Raw genomic sequence first — 18,867 nt, forward strand, 5'->3', positions numbered from 1 at the left:
TCAAAACCTATGAAATTCCCTAAAAAAAAGAACCTTCCGCAACGAAGGTCCCTTAAACAAGCTTAAAAACGCTTTCCGCATTGTGCATAGTGTGAAATGCTGTATCCTCAAAGCTTAGGTTTTTAATTTCTGCAAGTTTCATTACAACTTCTCGAACATAGGTTGGTTCATTGCGCTTTCCACGTCGCGGCTCTGGCGTCAAATATGGAGAATCTGTCTCCACGAGAATCCGATCTATTGGTGCTTTCTTTGCTACTTCGACTGTATGTCGAGCATTTTTATACGTCACTGGTCCGGCAAAAGAGAGATAAAATCCTAGCTTTAAGAGAATCTCTGCCATTTCCCAGGATCCGGAATAACAATGGAATATCCCTCCAAATAAAGGAGGATAGGCCTTAACAATCTCCAAGATATCATGATGGGCATCACGATCATGGATAACAATTGGTAAGCCGACTTCATTTGCTAGTTTTATCTGTTGAATAAAGACCTCTTTTTGAACAGGGCGTGGAGACAGGTCTCGATAATAATCCAGCCCAATTTCACCCCAAGCCACAACTTTGGCTTGCTTAGCTAACTCTAGGAGCTTTTCCCAGGTTTCCGCTGTCACCCCTTCAGCATTATGTGGATGAAGCCCTATCGCCGCATAGATAAAATTATAGTCTAATGCTAACTTCACAGATCGTCCGGAGGAAGGGAGGTCATATCCTACATTCGTCACCCGAGAAATCCCCGCCGATTTCATACGAGTTACGACTTCTTGGAAATCGTCGGCATATCTGGGGTCATCTATATGTGCATGCGTATCCCAAATCATTTGACCCGCGCCCCTCCGGGAATCTTTTTATTGATGGTGACAACTTCCAACACTTCCCCTTGTGAGGCCGCTAATATCATGCCCTGTGATGTAATCCCCCTCAGTTTTGTAGGTTTTAGATTAGCCACTAGGACAATGTATTGATTTACGAGGTCATCCGAGGAATAATGTTTGGCAATACCAGAGACAATCGTGCGTACTTCTCCTGCTACTTCAACTTCCAACTTCATCAGTTTATCTGTCTTTTCTACTTTTTCTGCGCTTAGAACTTTCCCTACACGCAAATCTATTTTAGCAAACTCATCAATGGTGATTTCTTCTTTAATTGGCTCAAATTCAAATTCCGGTGCCTGTAAACTTTCTGGGCTCTCATTTAGATTTTTGTCCACCGTTGCCGTCTCCTCTACTGTCAAATACTGAGCTAAATCAATTCTTGGAAAAAGAGGTTCACCCTTTTGGACCTTTATACCCGCTTCTGCTATGCCCCATTGATCCGCCTCTTCCCATCTGATCAGCCTTTTATCTTTGCCAAGAAGCTCACAAATTTTAGAGGGCAACCCTGGCATGAACGGAGCAGTCAAAATTGCCATAATTCGAATGCATTCTGCAAAGGTATAGAGAACGGTATCTAAGCGCTCTTTTTGTTCCTCATGTTTAGTCAATGCCCACGGAGATGTCTCATCGACATATTTATTGCATCGTGCCACAAAACGCCAAATTTCTTCAAGAGCACTTGCAGGATCGCACCTTCTTAAACTTTCATCAACTGTATTTTTAACCTCAGAACTCAGGGCTTTCAATTCCAGCTCCAGCGCCCCATCTTGACCTGGACGAGGAATTATCCCATCTCGATACTTGACAATCATCGCTAAGCTTCGGGATACAAAATTACCAAAATCATTAGCCAAATCACTATTTATACGTTCAACCACATTATCCTCTGAATAGGTACCATCAGTTCCTGCTTGCATCTCACGCAATAAAAAGTAACGTATGGCATCAGAACCATATTTCTGGATCAAGGCAAAAGAGTCCTGTACATTTCCACGGGATTTAGATATTTTTCCACCATCTTTAGTCAAGTACCAGCCATGACCATAGATAAGCTTAGGGAGAGGAATATCGATAGCCATAAGAATAATCGGCCAAATGACCGCATGAAAACGAACAATATCTTTCCCCATAATATGCACATCGGCCGGCCAAAAACGTTTATAGTTCTCTCCATCAGGGTAACCCAGCGCAGAAATATAATTAATCAAAGCATCGAGCCATACATATACAACATGTTTCGGGTCAAACGGCACTTTAATCCCCCACTGAAATGTGGTGCGTGAAACACAGAGATCCTCTAGCCCGCCTTCAATAAAACGCAGCATTTCATTACGTCGAGAAACCGGTTGGATAAATGCTGGATGCTCTTCAATATACTTTAGCAAGGCACCTTGGTACTTTGAAAGACGGAAGAAGTAACTTTCCTCCTTAAGTAATTCCACTTCTCGACCGCAATCAGCGTTAGGACATTTTCCATCAATTAATTTATTCTCCATCCAGAAGGTTTCACAAGGAGTACAATACCATCCTGAATACTCAGACTTATAGATGTCCCCCTGTTCGAACAGTTTAGTAAAAATTCGTTGTACAACTACTTGATGACGTTCCTCTGTTGTTCTAATAAAGTCATCATTAGAAATATCTAAAGCTTGCCACAACTCTTTAAAGCGTTCTACTACCCCATCAACATAAATCTTAGGGTCGGTATTATTGGCTTCCGCGGTGCGGACGATTTTCTGTGCATTTTCATCCGTCCCTGTTAAGAAGTGTACTTGATCGCCCTGCAATCTATGATAACGAGCTAAGGTATCTGCTGCAACTGTTGTATACGCTGTTCCGATATGGGGGCTGGAATTTGGATAAAAAATTGGAGTCGTTATGTAATATTTCACGTTTAAGTCTCCCTCTCAACTATCTTTGTAAATAAAAATTTATATTCATCAAGTCTGCCCATGATTAAAAAATAATATGTGAACAAGAGTAGATTTCTGTAATAGGTTAATAATACCATGAAAATGTTTTGAAAAATGGGTTGACTTTATATGGAACGATTGGTATCATAAGTCTGTAGTTTTGTGTCGAATGTTGTTGTAAGGGAGTGGGGGAATAATGATGAAATCAACTGGAATCGTCAGAAAAGTAGATGAACTTGGTCGTATTGTTTTACCGATAGAGCTTCGCCGCACTTTAGGTATTGACGAGAAAGACGCCTTGGAAATCTATGTAGATCAAGAAAAAATCATTCTCAAGAAGTATGAGCCTGCTTGTGTATTTTGTGGTAATGCCAGTGATATCCAACTTTTCCACGGCAAAAACGTCTGCAGAGAATGCGCTGTTGCCATGGGAGAAAATGTGTCTGCCAGTACAGAATCAAGTTCAAAAGCCGTATAAATTCATACTAAGTACATAGATGACTGAACTATTATTAATTCAGAATCTACTGAAGGCCTAAAGGCCTTCTTTTTTATTCTGGTCAGATCTCCATTTTCTAAAGTTGCATACCCTCAATGTAAGAAAAAACAGCAGCAATACTCGTGATTCCTATTCATCTTACATTTCCCCGTCCAGCAGTGCTTGGTAAACCTCTGATTTTCTTACCCCATAACGTTTTGCCACTTCTTTCATGGCCTCTTTCTTACTTAATCCTTGATTAACTCTTTCATTAACCTCTGAGCGCCATTCTTCGGGGCCTCCTACGGGTTTAATTGAGATATATGGCGCAATGACGATACAACACTCTCCACGGGGCTCAGACTTCTCGAATTCTTGTTTCAACTCTAAAGCAGTCCCTCTATGCACTTGCTGATGCAACTTCGTCAACTCACGCACCACAGCTGCAGGGCGATCACCAAAGTACTCTGATATTCCTTGAAGTGTTGCTACCAATCGATGAGGTGCTTCATAGAATATTTGAGTCTGTGTATGATTTGCCAACTGCTCTAGACTTCGTTTCTTTGCCCCCCTTGACGACGGAAGAAATCCGTGAAAAGCAAAATGCTCAGGGGGCATTCCTGACAAAACTAAAGCTGTAAGAGCGGCATTAGGTCCAGGTAAGACATCAACAGGAATATTTTCAGTAAGACAAAGACGTATAACCTCTGTTCCTGGATCAGAAATTCCCGGTAAGCCCGCATCAGAGATTAGTGCAATCGTTTGACCACCTTTAAGCTTTTCAACCAGTTCCAGGGATTTTTTCTTTTCATTGTGTTCGTGATAACTAATCATGCGAGTACTAATCTGGTAATGTTGCAATAGTTTCCGAGAATGACGTGTGTCCTCCGCCGCAATTAGGTCCACTTCCCGCAATGTATCCAACACCCTCAAGGTAATATCACCTAAATTTCCGATCGGAGTCGCACAAATATATAATGTACCTTTCGTTAACATGCCTTCGACTCCTTGTATTTTAAAGTTCTCAGGGTACTCCCATGCCTAAATTAATCCTTCCTCAGAAAGCCCATACAGAATAGGCAATCCCCTTCCAATGGTTGACCAAAATGAAGGTGACATACGTGGAAACCTTCTTGATATAGACGGACAAGATTATCATGGGCTACCCCTTGAATGTGCTCAGCATTAGCAATAACACGTTCGGTCTCTTTTTCAGGCAGAGTACATTCCCGCCTTAACTTAGTATTTTCATCTTCTAATGCTTGAACATAGGGTTTTAAGCGGCTTACTTCTTCAAGCAGGGAGCGCAATTTTTCTTCCACTTCTGTAAGGGCCTGTGTCAATTGGCTCATACTTTCTCACTCTTTTCTTTGGACTTTTCCCCTTTCCTATTGCGTTGCGGTTTCCCCTCAGATTTAGAAAGAACACTTTCTGCACGGGTATTATGTTCGTCCGTGACTTCTATTACTTTATGCCCAGCTTGAGGATTTTGCCGCGAACAATGATCTTTATCCTCAGACCTATAGCAGCCATTTTCATACTTTAAGCAACACATAAGACGCCCGCAAATTCCAGAGATTTTGGTTGGATTTAAAGAGAGCTTTTGGTCTTTAGCCATGCGAATTGATACCGGTTCAAAATCTCCTAAGAAAGAAGTGCAACAAAGAATTCGTCCGCACGAACCAACTCCTCCGAGCATCTTAGCTTCGTCGCGCACCCCAATTTGGCGGAGCTCAATACGCGTCCTAAAAATTGCTGCTAAGTCCTTAACCAATTCTCTAAAGTCTACTCGCCCTTCTGCTGTGAAGGAAAATATTATCTTATTTCCATCAAACGTATATTCAACATCTACCAATTTCATTGGCAAATGGTGTTCCGAAATTTTCTTTAGACAGATTTGAAAAGCATCTTTTTCTTTAGTTCTATTCTGTTCTACAAATAATTCATCTGCCATCGTTGCCTTACGCATAACCTGCTTCAAAGGCAGAACCACTTCTTCGTCTGCAACTTGACGAGAAGGGATAACCAATTCCCCAAATTCGATACCCCTTGCTGTTTCAACGATTACCTTATCTGATACAGCAAGTGTAAAGTCTCCTGGGGAAAAATAATAAATTTTTCCTGCATGTTTAAAGCGAACACCTACGACTTCAATCATAGCGAGCCCCTCCTTGTTGAAATAATTCCAATGCTAACACTTCAATCACTAATCTCGGATTAGCTTGTTGTCGCAGTACATTGATCGCTTTCCCAATCGCCAAAAATTCATACGGACGAGTCGCACTATTTTTTATCCCTTCCTGAGCTTGTACCGCCATTACCTGTAAGCAAAGAAGAGCTTGGTTTTTATCCATCGGGAAAAGAGCGAAGAGTCTTAGAAAATCTTCCTCTTCAACGGCAGTACGAAATTTCCCTACCCATTCTTGAAGCCACAATACGCCATGTTGAAGAACGTCCGCCGCTAAATTTTGATTTTTCCCGCTTAAGCGAAAAGCGAGAACTGCTTCCTGCTCATCCATCCCTGCTAATCCTCTTAACCAAGTTTCTTCGGAAAGATTGGGGAAGAATACCAGCTGAGCACGACTTTGAATTGTAGGCAATATTCCTTCTGCATTTTCAGCACATAATATAATTACAGTACGCTCTGGTGGTTCTTCGATAACTTTTAACAGTGAGTTTGCTGCCGGCAATGTCAAGGTATCGGCTTGTTCAATGACAGAAACTTTATAATCACCCTCATAATGCTTTAGGTACGCTTTTTCTTGCCAAGCAAGGACTTGCTCAATTCCGATAGTTGCTTTAAGCGGTTTTAGCCATGAAACATCCGGATGATTGCCGCTAAGGATCTTGCGACAGGTTGGACACTCTTGGCACGGCCCCTCTGACCCAGCGTCGGGGCAGTTTAATATCTGCGCCAAGCGGAGAGCCACCTCTCGTTGGTGAAGTGCACTTCCTCCGTGAAACAGTAAGAGATGCCCCACTCGATTTTCACGCGCTGCTCTCTCTAAAAGAGCTAACTGTAGTTTCATAAGGTTGTAACAATCACCATCTTCATCTCTTAATCCCCTTCAACTATCCATATTGTTTGGCTCTCGAAGCCATCCCACCCTTGCCATTGTCCTTCTTTCGATGACAGCAACATACGCAGTGCCTCACGAGTCATTTCTTCACCCATTACAACCGCTGGAATTCCAGGAGGATAAAGTGAAATTGTTTCTCCTATAATATGACCCAAACTCTCCTTAAGAGGGATTTTACGTTTGCGAGCAAAGAAGGCATCCCGTGGAGAGAGAACGGGGTTTGGCAAGGTCATAATATGTCCCTGTACTCTTTCCCATCGCTTTTTCGATTCGGAAAAGGCTAGAGAAGATGCGAAATCTCTTAAACTTTCTAACCCTTTCGTAAGCAATCGGACATCCTCAGGAGTATTTCCAATGCCTAACATAAACAGAATATTTTCTTCATCCCATAATTCTGGTTCAATTCCAAAATCTGATCTAAGGTATTCCACACAGCGAGGGGCTGAAACGCCAAGTGGGCGTGTATTAATAAGAATCTTTGACCAATCCACTGCGTGAATGCCAAAAGTTCCGACATCCTTTGAACTAAGAATTCTAAAACAAGTTCCGACTTTTCTATGAAGATCATCGACTTCTTCTTTAAGACCTTCCCAGCGCCATAATTCCAAAGCCAATTCTCCTGCCCGTTCTAATGAAGACATAAGCAAATAACTCGGGCTTGATGATTGCAGGAGCTCCAGACTTTGTTTCAGACGGTTTCGACTAATCCTTGATCCTTGAACATGCAACATAGCTGACTGAGTCAAGGAACTCAATGTCTTATGACAGCTATTTAAGACGAGATCTGCTCCAAGCTTTAAAGCACTCGTTGGAAATAGCTCGCTAAGATAATGTGACCCATGTGCCTGATCAACAAGAATCGGTGAATTAGAACCCGAATTCATTCTTTCTGTTAATAATCCGCTTAAGTCAAAAGCCGTTCCATAATAGCTTGGATACGTGACATGACAGGCAGAAACCTTATGCCATAGAATCTTTTGCTTCTCCAAATTAATTCCTAACGAAAGATTAAAATCCGGATGGACTATCGGCATCACATAATCCGGCTTTAATCCACTCAAAACTAAAGCCGACATGACAGAACGATGGCAACTTCTTTCCACAACAACTCGTTTATCAGCAGTATCTTTTAAAGCAAGAAACATAGCTTGATTGCCAACTGTCCCACCATTAACAAGAAAAAATGTTTCTTCTGCTCCAAAAATCTTCGCTGCTTTTTTCATGGCCTTAGCAATAATCCCGCTTGGAGAATGAAGGATGTCAAGGCCCGGCAGTTCGGTTAAGTCAAAACTAACAAAGTCAAAGTCATTAAAAAACTCCTGTCGACCTTTATGGCCAGGAGTATGGAAAGAGCAAAATCCTTGTTTTTGATAATGGCTCAATCCTTCTCCAAGATCACCCACTGAACAATGAACCTCCATTTACCCATTATTGTACGACCTATAGTTAACACATGGTATTCCTTATAGTTTAACATGAATTTGAAAATTTTTCATCCAAATGGTAATCTGTTGTTGTAAACATTTAATTCATGGCCATATTTTAATAAAAAATACCTTTAATTAAAAATAGGAATTCTTGGTATTCCGGAGAGTCCGGTTCCGCTGTGAAAAGTTCTTGCTGGCAATCCGAACAAAAAAACATCCCCTGTACTCTAAAGCCGTCATATAAGCCCTTTTTTGGAACCTGTGTGCAACGATAACACACTGGAAGAAGCTTTCCTTCGTTCGGTACAGACCTTTCAACTTTCTCTGGGTTTTCTGAAGGACTTAGAGTTCGGTTCTGGCTTGTTTTAATCATTATATATTCCCCCTAGTTACTTCTACCCCTATTCTTGCCCCTCTCCTCCAGAATTAGACGCGCTGCTGCTTGACATTCCGGAATGATGAATAGTGACTTTTACCTCTAAAGAAATTGGGAAATCTGCAATCTCTGCTTCCCATTGATCCTTTATGGTCTTCCAATACGCTGAATTCTTCTGTTCAATATGCCTCCCAATTCCCAGAAAATCGAGCCCCAACTCTCGCTCCTTTTTGATTGAACTCTCGCATTCTTTCTCAATTACCTTGGCAAAGTCTTTTTCTGCCTGTTTGACTAATTCTACCCACTCCAGCCCTGACAGTTGTTTCTGAGGTCCAAGAATTTCATCAATCGCTATACTCGTCTTGATCTGGTACTGTATCTCCATTTTGTCATTATTAACCTTCACTCTATACTTTGTATTCGCTTTTAGTACTTGCCCCCCAAACTTTACACTATTTTCATTAAGATCCACAGTATTAATTAAACGATGTATAACGTCATTTTCCAACCACATATAGCCTTTGGCTTCTTCGTCAGTTAGATAGTCAGCCAAGTAATCCCCGTGCATAACCCCTGCTCCATGTATCCGTATCTCCCCCGCTTCATCCTTGCCATCTTCTTTATATTCAACGCCCTCCCTAGACTTTACACTCTCAACTACGGGAAAAATCGGTGCCGTACTTTTTGTGCCCAAAATCGTAAGGTAATGCCCTAAACGTACAGTTGGGAAGACCGATATTTCATCCCCACCTTCAATGTTACTTTTAATTGCCATGGCTGGTAACAGCCCAGAGCGTAATTTTAAATTTAAGATGTCTTGAGCTTTCCCTTTAGCTAATACTAGGTACATTGATCGACGAAATTCGGCATAACGTTGAAAGAAATCCAATATATTATTAAAATCACCTGATTTTGCAAAATCCTCACCAATGATTATTACCTTTAATGAACCCATAAACGGTGTTCGATAGGCAACTTCAGAAAACTTCTCGAAAGCTTCCCTGACACTTGAAGCCTCTACGCTAAATGTCCGGTCCTCAATCTCAGCCCCTGATGAACTATCTTTTTTTGGTCGAGCAAATTGTTCTGTAACTAGAAAAGTACCTGGTTGTTCCCCCTGATCAAACCCTACACCTAATAAAGGAGCCAAATCCTCTACTTCTTTCTTTCCCCAGCATCCTGTCAAAAACAAGAGGCAAGCAATGATAGTCAACCTTAGAATAAATTTGTGCCCTTTTCCCCTCTCAGTTTTCATGAAATACCAGCTCCCTTCCAGCGCGAGATTCCCCAAAGAGTGAGTATCCATACGGCTGCAAACGGTAGAATCAAATAATTATCTACAAGTCCAATCTCCATAACTAAGTCCGGTCCTCTTGTAAACTTAAATGCAATCCCCATAAATATGACTCCCACTCCGAGATTCCATTTTAATCCCTTTAAATTGAAGACGGTTTCTAAGCCCCAAGTCACCGTAAAAAAAAAGGCACCGGCCTTTATAATCAAGGCCCCCAGCCAAGCTCCCAAGAATACAGATTCAACTCCGGCAACAGTCCTGCTTATTTCCACCATCTTCCCCAAGACAAGTAAGCCATACACCATTCTTACAGTTTCTCCAGGCCCAAAAATTAAAATTTGTATTAAGACTACCAACATATTCAAGAATCCCACCAAAAAAACTGTTCGCCAAACCCCTCTCTTTAATTGGACAAGCTCTCGTTTAGAAGTAGGCAGAAAGGTAAGAATCCCTGCTAAGAAGAGGATATATTCCATCGCAAACGGTGCTACTTTGAGCCAGGCCCAAATAATGGGTCTTATTCCCTCGCTTAAAATAGGCAGAAGTTCCCCATGCTCAATTCGCGGTATGGAGAGTCCAATATTCAGTACCAATGCAATAATTATTAAAGGAAAAAGTATTTCTGAGAAGCGGGCAAATACTTCGATCCCTGACTTAACCAAGTAAAATACTAGTAAAATTCCTCCTAGGTAGAACATTCCAATCGGGGTTAGCGGCATAATTGAGGACTGATAGATATCCCCAGCTTGGCCTAGCAACAGACCCCCAAAGTAACACATGATAAAGATATAAACTACCCCAATGATTTTAGAGATCCATTTTCCCAAGATTATATCCGAAATCTGCAGCAAGTTTTTTCGTGGATACTGTTCCAGCAACGAAATTACCATTAATCCGTAAGGAATTCCAACAACGAAGCCGGGCAAAACACTCATCCAGCCGTCCCGACCGGCGACCTCTGTCACAATCGAGGCTATGGGAAGAAATGTTGTACCCATAAGTACCGCTGAGCCTAAAACCACGAATTGATGTGAAGATATTCTTTCCATTTGTCAATTACCAGCTCCCCTCTTCCAGCGCGAGACTCCCCAAAGAATAGGTATCCAAAGAGCTACAAAGGGCATAATCAGATACTCGTCAACAAGCCCAATTTCTGTAATTAAAGAGGGTCCCCTTATAAACCTGAAAGAGATTCCTAAAAATACGACCGCTATTGCATGTCTCCATTTTACTCCCTTCAACCCAAAGACACTTTCTAAACCCCAAATTACTGAGAAGAAAAGAGAACCTATTTTAATGATCGCCGCAGCAAGCCAAACACCCAAAAATAAAGATTCGACTCCAGCAACCGTCCTGCTTACTTCCACCAATTTCCCTAAAACAAGCAGGCCATATACCAAGCGAATGGTCTCTGCTGGTCCAAAAACAAGCAATTGAATTAAGACTACTAAAGTGTCTAGGATACCCACCAAGAAAATAATTCGCCAGACTCCCTTTTTTAGTTGACTAAGCTCTTGCTTCCCCGTGGGGAGAAAAGCAATAACTCCTGCTAGAAAGAGCATATAGGTCATCACAAAAGGCATTATTTTTCTTGTTCCCAGAAAGATTGGCTTAAATCCCTCGCTCAAAATAGGCAGAAGTTCCCCTTGTTCAATTCTAGGTATAGAAAGTCCAACATTTAAAAGCAATGCGATTACGATCAGTGGAAAGACTACCTCGGAAAAACGGGCAAACACTTCAATTCCAGACTTTACCAGGTACAAAACAAGAAAGATCCCGCCCAGGAAGAACACCCAGAGAGGAGTTAAGGGCATAATCGAAACCTGATAAATATCTCCGACTTGTCCCAGCAACAAGCCTCCAAGATAAGCGACAATTAATATATAAATTAAACCTATGAAATTTCCTATCCATTTTCCAAAAACTGTTGCCGAAATTTGTAATAAGTTTTTGCGAGGATACTGTTCCGAAAGGGAAAATATCATTAAACAATAGGGAATCCCCACTGCAAATCCTGGTAAAACACTCATCCAGCCATCTCGACCGCCAACTCCGGTCACTATCGATGCTACGGGGAGAAATGTTGTACCCAAAATTACGGCCGCTCCTAGGGTTGTAAATTGATGTGGTGAAATCCTTTCCATTGTTACCCCTTCCCATTTGGTCTGGGATCCTCTACGTCCATAAGTTGAGGACGACGCTTTAACGCCCACCATGGAGCCCGAACAAACGTATCCTGCAACAAGGCCCGAATACGCAACGGGGCTATTGGACTAGTGTATGGCACTCCGAATGAACGAAGGCCTAACAGGTGAATTAATATTACATAAAGACCCACAGTTACCCCAAAAAAGCCGAGAACGCCTGCCAAAATCATGAGTGGAAATCGAATAAGCCGGACTGCAAGACTCAAATCGAAGGTTGGAACTGCATAGCTAGCTACAGCTGTCAATCCAATGATTATAACCATCAGAGGGCTGACTAGGCCGGCGGTCACTGCTGCTTCACCGATAATAAGTGCCCCAACAATCCCTATCGTTTGCCCAATCGGTTTTGGTAGGCGAAGCCCTGCTTCCTGCAATATTTCTAAAACGACCGTCATTGTTAAAGCCTCGAGAAGGGCTGGAAAGGGCACTCCTTGTCGGCCTGCCGATATACTCATGAGAAGATCTGTTGGAATAATTTCCTGATGAAACGTCGTCACTGCAATATAAACGCTAGGGGCAACAATGGCCATAAATGCTCCTACATACCTTACAAAACGTGAAAGGATGGCAACCATGGCCCTTTGATAGTAATCTTCATTCACATTTAGAAACTGCGTTAATATTGCTGGTACCACAAGCACTATGGGAGTTCCGTCGACAATAATGCCCACTTTCCCTTCTAAAAGCTTTCCTGCTAGAACATCTGGACGCTCCGTGAAGGAGATTTGAGGAAAGGGAGAATAGGGATTATCCTCAATCATTTCCTCTATATATCCATTCCCTAGCATGGCATCCATCTTAATTTTGCTCAGCCTCTTTAAAACTTCCGAGACGATATCTGGACTTGCTATTTTCTCAATATAGGTAATTACAAGATCAGTATTCGTCATATCTCCAAGTTTTAGAGAGATAATCCGTAAGGAGGGGTGTTTAATCTTGCGCCGCAAAAGTGAGGTGTTAATTCGAAGCGTTTCTGAAAATCCCTCACGTGGTCCTTTGACGATTGATTCTGTGATTGGTTCAGCAACGCCGCGATTAGCCCATCCCCTTGCACCAACAACAATAGCTTCCGTCAAGTTGCCGAAGAAAATTACTGAATCACCTGATAAGATGGCATCAACAGCTTCTCTCATCTTAGATATTTTTTTAATCTCTAGACCAGGGAGTAAACTTTGAAGTGTTTTATCCACAACATTAGATAATGTCACTTGTGTTAATTCTGGATGCCTTGCCAAATCCACCATGAGTGGTGTTAGAATGAATTGGTCCAGTAGATTCTTATCAACTAGGCCATCTACTGCTGCTAACATACAGGGAATACGGTCTTTCCCTTGGAGGAAAAACTCCCGGAAGACGACATCGCTACTCTTAGATAAAATCTCCTTTACTGTTTGTCCTGATAAAGGCTTTTTTAGGTCCTCGTCAAACGAATACGCGGGAGACTTCCTTATCTGCCGCTCTCCCTTCGGACGAATGGTAAGTTCTTTGATCATTTTCATCCAACTGCCCATGTTACTCCCTCCGATAGCTTATTTTGTCCGACAACGAGTTGATTATTCGTCAGTTTTTAGTTCTCTTCCTTATTACGTATAACCTAACCCCCTTCTCCCTGTTTTTATCAACCAATAATTCTTCTGCATTCGTATTTAAGTTTCTAGCCCTTTGGTAACTTTGATAAAAAAATGGGGAACTACAGTAAGTAGTCCCCCATACACTCTCTGATTCTTTCCGTAAATTATATACTTGTTCATAGTGAAATTTTTAGGTAAAAACGCAAGACGTCTAAATTCCAAGCAACTGTAATACTAATAAAGCCAAAACACCAGGAAAGCCCAGCAATCCTACAATTAATATTGTAAAGAGATTAATCGGGATATCTAATCCAATGACATTTAGTATTAAGTTAAAAAGCCACAGCCCAACAATTCCCCCTAAAGTATGTATTAGGACTTTTAGAATTAATCGAGGTTGTCCTAATGAAGAACGTACAATCAACGCCAATAAAATTACAAATAGTCCCAAAAAAACAAAGGTCATGAAAATCCTCCTTTGCCTAAAGCATAGTACATCATATGCTCGCAAGGACAAAGTAGAACCAACCAATCGTTATGTTTCCTTAGTCGCTTTATGCGCTGAGCAAAAATCCGAATAAGAATGTTCGAGGTGATAGTGAACCTTTTCAGCTAAAGCTAAATATCGAGACTTCGGTGGAGGAATCTACCACCGAAACAGAACAAAAGAGAGCAGGATTTTGCCTGCTCTCTTGGAGTGTAACGATCTATGCTACATGTTTACTATTTCTTAGTCCCACTTTTGGTCAGCTAAACGTTTGTAGGATTCATAACGCACCTTAGCATACTTTTCAGCGCCTTCGAACAGTTCCTCTGCACTTTCCGGGAAAGTGTTCAGCAAGGAAGAGTAACGAACTTCTCCCATGATGAAGTCACGGAATGAGGCACTCGGCTCCTTGGAATCTAAGCTAAATGGATTCTTACCTTGATCAATCAAATCTGGATTGTAATGATAAAGGTGCCAATAACCAGCATCAACTGCTTTCTTCTGCTCTTGGACACTCTTCGTCATACCAGCTTTTAGACCATGATTGATACACGGAGCATAAGCGATGATCAAGGAAGGTCCTTTATAAGCTTCCGCTTCTTTAATAACTTTAATCGTTTGAGCCATGTTAGAACCTAAGGCAATCTGCGCAACATAAACATATCCATAGCTCATGGCAATCATGCCAAGGTCTTTCTTACGAATCTTCTTCCCTGCAGCAGCAAATTTAGCTACTGCTGCACGAGGAGTAGACTTGGAGGATTGTCCTCCAGTATTGGAGTATACTTCGGTATCCATAACAAATATATTCACGTCGTCTCCAGAAGCTAGGACATGGTCTAAGCCACCAAATCCAATATCATAAGCCCAACCGTCTCCACCGAGGATCCATTGGGATTTTTTGATAAGATGATCTTTCTTAGCATTGATTTCAGCGAGGACTTCGTTATCTCCTGCGTAGCCGATGAGACCTGCAAGGATCTTAGCAGTCGCAGCTTTAGAAGCGTCAGCATCGTCCCAACCCGCAATCCACTCTTGGAATGATTCTTTTAACTCTAAACTAATCTCCATTTCGAGGGCTTGCTTCATCAAATCAAGGAGTTTTTCGCGTTGTTGGCGAACGCCCAAATACATACCATAGCCAAACTCAGCATTGTCTTCAAATAAGGAGTTAGCCCAGCTGGGTCCTTTGCCTTCTTGGTTCATGGTATATGGCACTGATGGAGCACTGCCGCCCCAGATAGAGCTACAGCCGGTAGCATTGGAAATCATCATGCGCTCACCATAAAGTTGGGTGATAAGTTTAACGTAGGCAGTCTCACCGCATCCTGGGCACGAACCGTTAAACTCTAATAACGGTTGAGCAAACTGGCTGCCTTTTACGGTCGTTACATCGAAAAGCTTGCTCTTGTTTTTAAGATTAATGGCATACTCCCAGTTCTTAGTTTGTTGTTCCATTTGCTCTGCCGCTGATTTCATAATAAGAGCCTTTTCTTTAGCTGGGCAAACTTCAACACAGTTTCCGCACCCTGTGCAATCCAACGTACTCACTTGCATACGGAATTGCAAACCTGCTGCTTCTTTACCTATTGCTTTCTTACCCACAAAAGTTTCAGGAGCATTTTTTGCTTCTGCTTCATCAATTAAGAACGGACGAATCGCTGCATGCGGACATACATAAGAACATTGGTTACATTGGATACAATTTTCGATCTGCCATTCTGGAACGATAACGGCAATACCGCGTTTTTCGAAACTAGCAGTTCCCACTGGGAAAGTTCCGTCTTCACGTCCTGCAAACGTACTTACCGGGAGGCTGTCTCCTTCTAAGGCATTCATTGGACGAAGAATGTTCTTGATGAAATCTGGTTCTTCAACAGCCGCAGCCGCTTGTGTTTGTGCGTTGTCACCATTTTCCCAAGCAGCAGGTACTTCAACTTTAACGAGGGAAGATACTCCAAGATCAATAGCCGCTGTATTCATATCAACAATATTTTGACCCTTTTTACCATAGGTTTTTACAACGGAGGTTTTAAGGTAGTTGACAGCCTCTTCGACAGGAATGACGTTGGCAAGCTTAAAGAAAGCAGCTTGCATGACCATGTTAATGCGGGAACCAAGACCGATTTTGCGAGCAATTGATACAGCATCAATGATGTAGAAGTTAGCTTTGGTTTTCGCCAAGGCCTGTTTCATTGAAGCAGGGAGTTTTTCTTCCAGTTCCTCTGGAGTCCACTGACAATTCAAAACAAAATTGCCGCCTTGTTTAAGGCCTTTTAAAAGATTATATTGGTAGACATAAGTTTGGTTATGACATGCAATATAATTCGTACCGGTCACATAATAAGGGGATTTAATTTGCTTTTTACCAAAGCGAACATGGGAAACTGTAATTCCACCGGATTTTTTACTGTCATATTGGAAATAAGCTTGTGCATAAAGCTTGGTGTGATCTCCAATAATCTTAATCGCTTGTTTATTAGCACCGACAGTACCGTCAGCACCCAGACCCCAGAATTTACAGGAAATTGTCCCTTCTGGAGCAGTATCAATGATTTCGTCCTCTAACAATGATTTATTAGTCACGTCATCCACTATACCAATGGTAAAACCATTTCTCGGGCTTTCAGACTTAAGGTTTTTGTAAACAGCGAGGACTTGTGAAGGAGTCGTATCTTTAGACCCTAAACCATAACGACCGCCGACAATCACAGGTTTCATATCGTTGGAGTAGAAAATATCCTTTACATCCAGATAAAGTGGTTCTCCATTAGCTCCGGGTTCTTTGGTACGATCAAGAACTGCAATTTTCTTAACGGATTTAGGCAATACTTTAAAGAAGTAATCACTGGAGAACGGACGATATAAGTGAACCTTAACAACGCCGACTTTTTCTCCTCTGGCAACAAGATAATCGATAGTTTCTTCAATCGTATCACAGATCGAGCCCATGGCCACAATAACATACTCTGCATCTTCTGCACCATAATATTGGAATGGATGATATTCACGGCCAGTAAGTTTTTTATATTCTTGCATATAATGTTCAACCATGTCTGGTATAACATCATAAAAACGATTAGAAGCTTCTCGACCTTGGAAATATACATCAGGATTTTGAGCCGTTCCACGAAGTACAGGACGTTCAGGATTCAAAGACGCATCGCGGAAAGCTTGAACTGCATCCATATCTAAGAGTTTAGCAACCTCTTCATATTCTGGCACTTCAATTTTTTGAATTTCATGAGAGGTCCGGAATCCATCAAAAAAATGAAGAAACGGAACTCTGGATTTAACAGTCGCTAAGTGAGCAATATAACCTAAGTCTAAAGCTTCTTGCACATTATGAGATGAAAGTTGAGCAAATCCTGTAGCACGTACGGACATGACGTCTTGATGATCACCAAAAATAGATAGTGCATGGGTTGCTAAAGCACGAGCGCTTACATGGAATACACAAGGCAAAAGTTCCCCAGCAATTTTATACATGTTAGGAATCATTAAAAGTAAGCCTTGTGAAGCCGTGTATGTAGTTGTTAAAGCCCCTGCCTGCAGTGATCCATGAACTGCACCTGCGGCTCCTGCCTCAGATTGCATCTCTACAACTTTCACTGTTTGTCCAAAAACGTTTTTTCGTCCATGAGCAGCCCACTCGTCAACTAATTCGGCCATCGTCGATGATGGAGTGATAGGGAAGATAGTAGCAACCTCAGTAAACGCATATGAAGCGTGAGCGGCCGCCTCGTTCCCATCCATAGTCTTCATTTTAGCCATAATTTTTCTCCTCCTAATTATGTGATTAATTTAATTTTTTGGGACTCATAGTTAAGTAATCCTACTTATGGCAATCCCTCTTTCAATTCCATTAAGCAAGTTAAGGAAGAGAAATTCAGGCCTTGAAAAGATTGAATGTTTGTAAAACTGGCACAGAAATAGGCTGAGGGAACACATTCAGGCCTTGCCCCGAATAGTTCCCCTTTGACACAGTATATCTTTTATTATTATACCGGTCAATAATAAAATCTATATCTGACAAGTTTAGTTTTTCACAAATACCCCGCTATTCCTGGCTGATATTTTTAATAGTTAACGCCACTAACTTTCCGCTTTTTAAGCAGATGATTAATGGCGTTAATCCTTGGATCAGTTGACACAATTGAAGGTCTCATTTAGTTTCTTATAAATCTCTTCTGCCTTCTAATGCCCGGGCAATTGTAATCTCATCGGCATATTCCAAATCTCCACCCACAGGTAAACCGTGCGCTATTCGGGATACCCTTATTCCCATTGGCTTTAGCAAGCGTGCTAAATATAATGCCGTGGCTTCCCCTTCCACGGTGGGATTCATAGCCATAACAACTTCTTTGATGCCCTCTAAACGTTTTAAAAGTTGCTTTATAGTCAACTGCTCCGGTCCAATGCCATCCATGGGGGAAAGCACACCGTGGAGTACATGGTATACTCCTTTAAACTCCCTGGTTTTCTCCAAGGAAACTACATCTCTAGGATGTTCAACAACGCAGAGAGCGGTTTGATCTCTTTGCGTATTATTGCAAATCGCGCAGGGATCTTGGTCCGTAAAGTTTGAACAAATTGAGCATTTCCTTATATCTCGGTTAGCTATTACAATAGCTCTTGCTAAATCATCAGAAATTTGAGGTTGTTGAAGAAGGTAAAAGGCTAACCGCCCAGCTGTTTTAGGTCCAATCCCAGGTAAACGGGCTAAGCTGCTTATGAGATCCGCTAAAGGCTGTGGGTATTTCAAAAAATCCATAGACCTAGAATAACCCGGGGATTTTTAAACCACCGGTCAATTTGCCCATTTCGTTACTAGTCATTTCTTGTGCTTTCCTTAAGCCTTCGTTTAAGGCTGCTTTTATAAGATCTTCCAGCATTTCCACGTCTTCAGGGTCGACAGCTTCCGGTTTGATCTTTAACTCAACCAACTCCATCTTCCCACTCACTACTACTTGAACCATTCCTCCCCCGGAAGAAGCATCTACAGTTTTAGTTTGAAGTTCTTCTTGCATTTTTGCCATATCTTCTTGCATTTTTTGAGCCTGTTTTAACATCTGGCTCATATTACCACCCATACCGCCGCCCATTCCTTTGAAACCTGCCATTTTTAAAAACACTTCCCATCTTTGCTTATTCTAAGCTTTA

Annotated in this window: 17 protein-coding genes; 1 reads left to right on the forward strand and 16 read right to left on the reverse strand. The window is 41.7% G+C overall.

The window, feature by feature from the left end; all coding sequences use genetic code 11:
• Positions 1-52: 52 nt before the first annotated feature.
• On the reverse strand, positions 53-817 hold the full coding sequence (locus tag LJE72_RS14710; RefSeq protein WP_229248444.1) for a TatD family hydrolase: 765 nt from the start codon (positions 815-817) through the stop codon (positions 53-55).
• A complete protein-coding gene (gene metG, locus LJE72_RS14715) occupies positions 814-2,763 on the reverse strand; it encodes a methionine--tRNA ligase (protein WP_229248445.1) in 1,950 nt (649 codons plus the stop codon). Before metG ends, LJE72_RS14710 begins: the two co-directional genes overlap by 4 nt.
• Before the next feature lie 220 nt (positions 2,764-2,983).
• Here metG and LJE72_RS14720 point away from each other — a divergent pair, with 220 nt between their 5' ends.
• On the forward strand, positions 2,984-3,262 hold the full coding sequence (locus LJE72_RS14720; RefSeq protein WP_229248513.1) for an AbrB/MazE/SpoVT family DNA-binding domain-containing protein: 279 nt from the start codon (positions 2,984-2,986) through the stop codon (positions 3,260-3,262).
• A 159-nt stretch (positions 3,263-3,421) separates the two neighbouring features.
• Here LJE72_RS14720 and rsmI read toward each other — a convergent pair whose 3' ends face one another.
• From rsmI to LJE72_RS14790, 14 genes are all read right to left on the reverse strand, one after another.
• Positions 3,422-4,258 (reverse strand): 16S rRNA (cytidine(1402)-2'-O)-methyltransferase, encoded by an 837-nt coding sequence (gene rsmI / locus LJE72_RS14725; protein ID WP_229248446.1) that lies wholly within the window; start codon positions 4,256-4,258, stop codon positions 3,422-3,424.
• Between the two features lie 50 nt (positions 4,259-4,308).
• Entirely contained in the window at positions 4,309-4,614 is a 306-nt protein-coding gene (locus tag LJE72_RS14730) for an initiation-control protein YabA (protein WP_014182624.1), read from the reverse strand.
• Positions 4,611-5,420: a PSP1 domain-containing protein gene (locus LJE72_RS14735; protein WP_229248447.1), complete on the reverse strand. Its 810-nt coding sequence runs from the start codon at positions 5,418-5,420 to the stop codon at positions 4,611-4,613. Before LJE72_RS14735 ends, LJE72_RS14730 begins: the two co-directional genes overlap by 4 nt.
• The gene (locus tag LJE72_RS14740) at positions 5,413-6,291 is read right to left on the reverse strand and encodes a DNA polymerase III subunit (protein WP_229248449.1); all 879 of its coding nucleotides are present in this window, start codon (positions 6,289-6,291) and stop codon (positions 5,413-5,415) included. The genes LJE72_RS14735 and LJE72_RS14740 overlap by 8 nt, the downstream gene beginning before the upstream one ends.
• Before the next feature lie 29 nt (positions 6,292-6,320).
• Positions 6,321-7,745: an aminotransferase class I/II-fold pyridoxal phosphate-dependent enzyme gene (locus LJE72_RS14745; RefSeq protein WP_229248451.1), complete on the reverse strand. Its 1,425-nt coding sequence runs from the start codon at positions 7,743-7,745 to the stop codon at positions 6,321-6,323.
• Positions 7,746-7,884: 139 nt separating this feature from the next.
• Positions 7,885-8,142, reverse strand: coding sequence for a sigma factor G inhibitor Gin (locus LJE72_RS14750; protein ID WP_229248453.1), 258 nt, complete (start codon positions 8,140-8,142; stop codon positions 7,885-7,887).
• A 28-nt stretch (positions 8,143-8,170) separates the two neighbouring features.
• Complete coding sequence (locus tag LJE72_RS14755) at positions 8,171-9,400, reverse strand: Ger(x)C family spore germination protein (RefSeq protein ID WP_229248455.1); 1,230 nt, start codon at positions 9,398-9,400, stop codon at positions 8,171-8,173.
• Positions 9,397-10,488 carry a GerAB/ArcD/ProY family transporter gene (locus LJE72_RS14760; RefSeq protein WP_229248457.1) on the reverse strand — a complete coding sequence of 364 codons (1,092 nt, stop codon included), beginning with the start codon at positions 10,486-10,488 and terminating at the stop codon, positions 9,397-9,399. The genes LJE72_RS14755 and LJE72_RS14760 overlap by 4 nt, the downstream gene beginning before the upstream one ends.
• Positions 10,489-10,491: 3 nt before the next feature.
• Positions 10,492-11,583, reverse strand: a complete 1,092-nt coding sequence (locus LJE72_RS14765; protein ID WP_229248458.1) for a GerAB/ArcD/ProY family transporter — start codon at positions 11,581-11,583, stop codon at positions 10,492-10,494.
• A gap of 2 nt (positions 11,584-11,585) precedes the next feature.
• A complete protein-coding gene (locus LJE72_RS14770; RefSeq protein WP_229248459.1) occupies positions 11,586-13,157 on the reverse strand; it encodes a spore germination protein in 1,572 nt (523 codons plus the stop codon).
• Between the two features lie 271 nt (positions 13,158-13,428).
• Positions 13,429-13,683 (reverse strand): pro-sigmaK processing inhibitor BofA family protein, encoded by a 255-nt coding sequence (locus LJE72_RS14775; protein WP_229248460.1) that lies wholly within the window; start codon positions 13,681-13,683, stop codon positions 13,429-13,431.
• A 264-nt stretch (positions 13,684-13,947) separates the two neighbouring features.
• Positions 13,948-17,478, reverse strand: a complete 3,531-nt coding sequence (gene nifJ / locus LJE72_RS14780) for a pyruvate:ferredoxin (flavodoxin) oxidoreductase (protein WP_229248461.1) — start codon at positions 17,476-17,478, stop codon at positions 13,948-13,950.
• A 403-nt stretch (positions 17,479-17,881) separates the two neighbouring features.
• Positions 17,882-18,478 carry a recombination mediator RecR gene (recR, locus tag LJE72_RS14785; RefSeq protein ID WP_229248462.1) on the reverse strand — a complete coding sequence of 199 codons (597 nt, stop codon included), beginning with the start codon at positions 18,476-18,478 and terminating at the stop codon, positions 17,882-17,884.
• Positions 18,479-18,482: 4 nt separating this feature from the next.
• Positions 18,483-18,827, reverse strand: a complete 345-nt coding sequence (locus tag LJE72_RS14790) for a YbaB/EbfC family nucleoid-associated protein (RefSeq protein ID WP_229248463.1) — start codon at positions 18,825-18,827, stop codon at positions 18,483-18,485.
• Between the last annotated feature and the right edge of the window lie 40 nt (positions 18,828-18,867).

This window comes from Desulfosporosinus shakirovi (assembly GCF_020595055.1).
GTDB classification, from domain to species: Bacteria; Bacillota; Desulfitobacteriia; order Desulfitobacteriales; family Desulfitobacteriaceae; genus Desulfosporosinus; species Desulfosporosinus shakirovi.

Bases quoted from the DNA above. Each gene is read 5' to 3' on its own strand.
- LJE72_RS14790 (WP_229248463.1), bottom strand. From the start codon at position 18,827: ATGGCAGGTTTCAAAGGAATGGGCGGCGGTATGGGTGGTAATATGAGC.
- LJE72_RS14770 (WP_229248459.1), bottom strand. From the start codon at position 13,157: ATGGGCAGTTGGATGAAAATGATCAAAGAACTTACCATTCGTCCGAAG.
- LJE72_RS14760 (WP_229248457.1), bottom strand. From the start codon at position 10,488: ATGGAAAGAATATCTTCACATCAATTCGTGGTTTTAGGCTCAGCGGTA.
- LJE72_RS14775 (WP_229248460.1), bottom strand. From the start codon at position 13,683: ATGACCTTTGTTTTTTTGGGACTATTTGTAATTTTATTGGCGTTGATT.
- LJE72_RS14735 (WP_229248447.1), bottom strand. From the start codon at position 5,420: ATGATTGAAGTCGTAGGTGTTCGCTTTAAACATGCAGGAAAAATTTAT.
- LJE72_RS14710 (WP_229248444.1), bottom strand. From the start codon at position 817: ATGATTTGGGATACGCATGCACATATAGATGACCCCAGATATGCCGAC.
- LJE72_RS14720 (WP_229248513.1), top strand. From the start codon at position 2,984: ATGAAATCAACTGGAATCGTCAGAAAAGTAGATGAACTTGGTCGTATT.
- LJE72_RS14755 (WP_229248455.1), bottom strand. From the start codon at position 9,400: ATGAAAACTGAGAGGGGAAAAGGGCACAAATTTATTCTAAGGTTGACT.
- rsmI (WP_229248446.1), bottom strand. From the start codon at position 4,258: ATGTTAACGAAAGGTACATTATATATTTGTGCGACTCCGATCGGAAAT.
- nifJ (WP_229248461.1), bottom strand. From the start codon at position 17,478: ATGGCTAAAATGAAGACTATGGATGGGAACGAGGCGGCCGCTCACGCT.
- LJE72_RS14750 (WP_229248453.1), bottom strand. From the start codon at position 8,142: ATGATTAAAACAAGCCAGAACCGAACTCTAAGTCCTTCAGAAAACCCA.
- LJE72_RS14730 (WP_014182624.1), bottom strand. From the start codon at position 4,614: ATGAGCCAATTGACACAGGCCCTTACAGAAGTGGAAGAAAAATTGCGC.
- LJE72_RS14765 (WP_229248458.1), bottom strand. From the start codon at position 11,583: ATGGAAAGGATTTCACCACATCAATTTACAACCCTAGGAGCGGCCGTA.
- LJE72_RS14740 (WP_229248449.1), bottom strand. From the start codon at position 6,291: ATGAAACTACAGTTAGCTCTTTTAGAGAGAGCAGCGCGTGAAAATCGA.
- recR (WP_229248462.1), bottom strand. From the start codon at position 18,478: ATGGATTTTTTGAAATACCCACAGCCTTTAGCGGATCTCATAAGCAGC.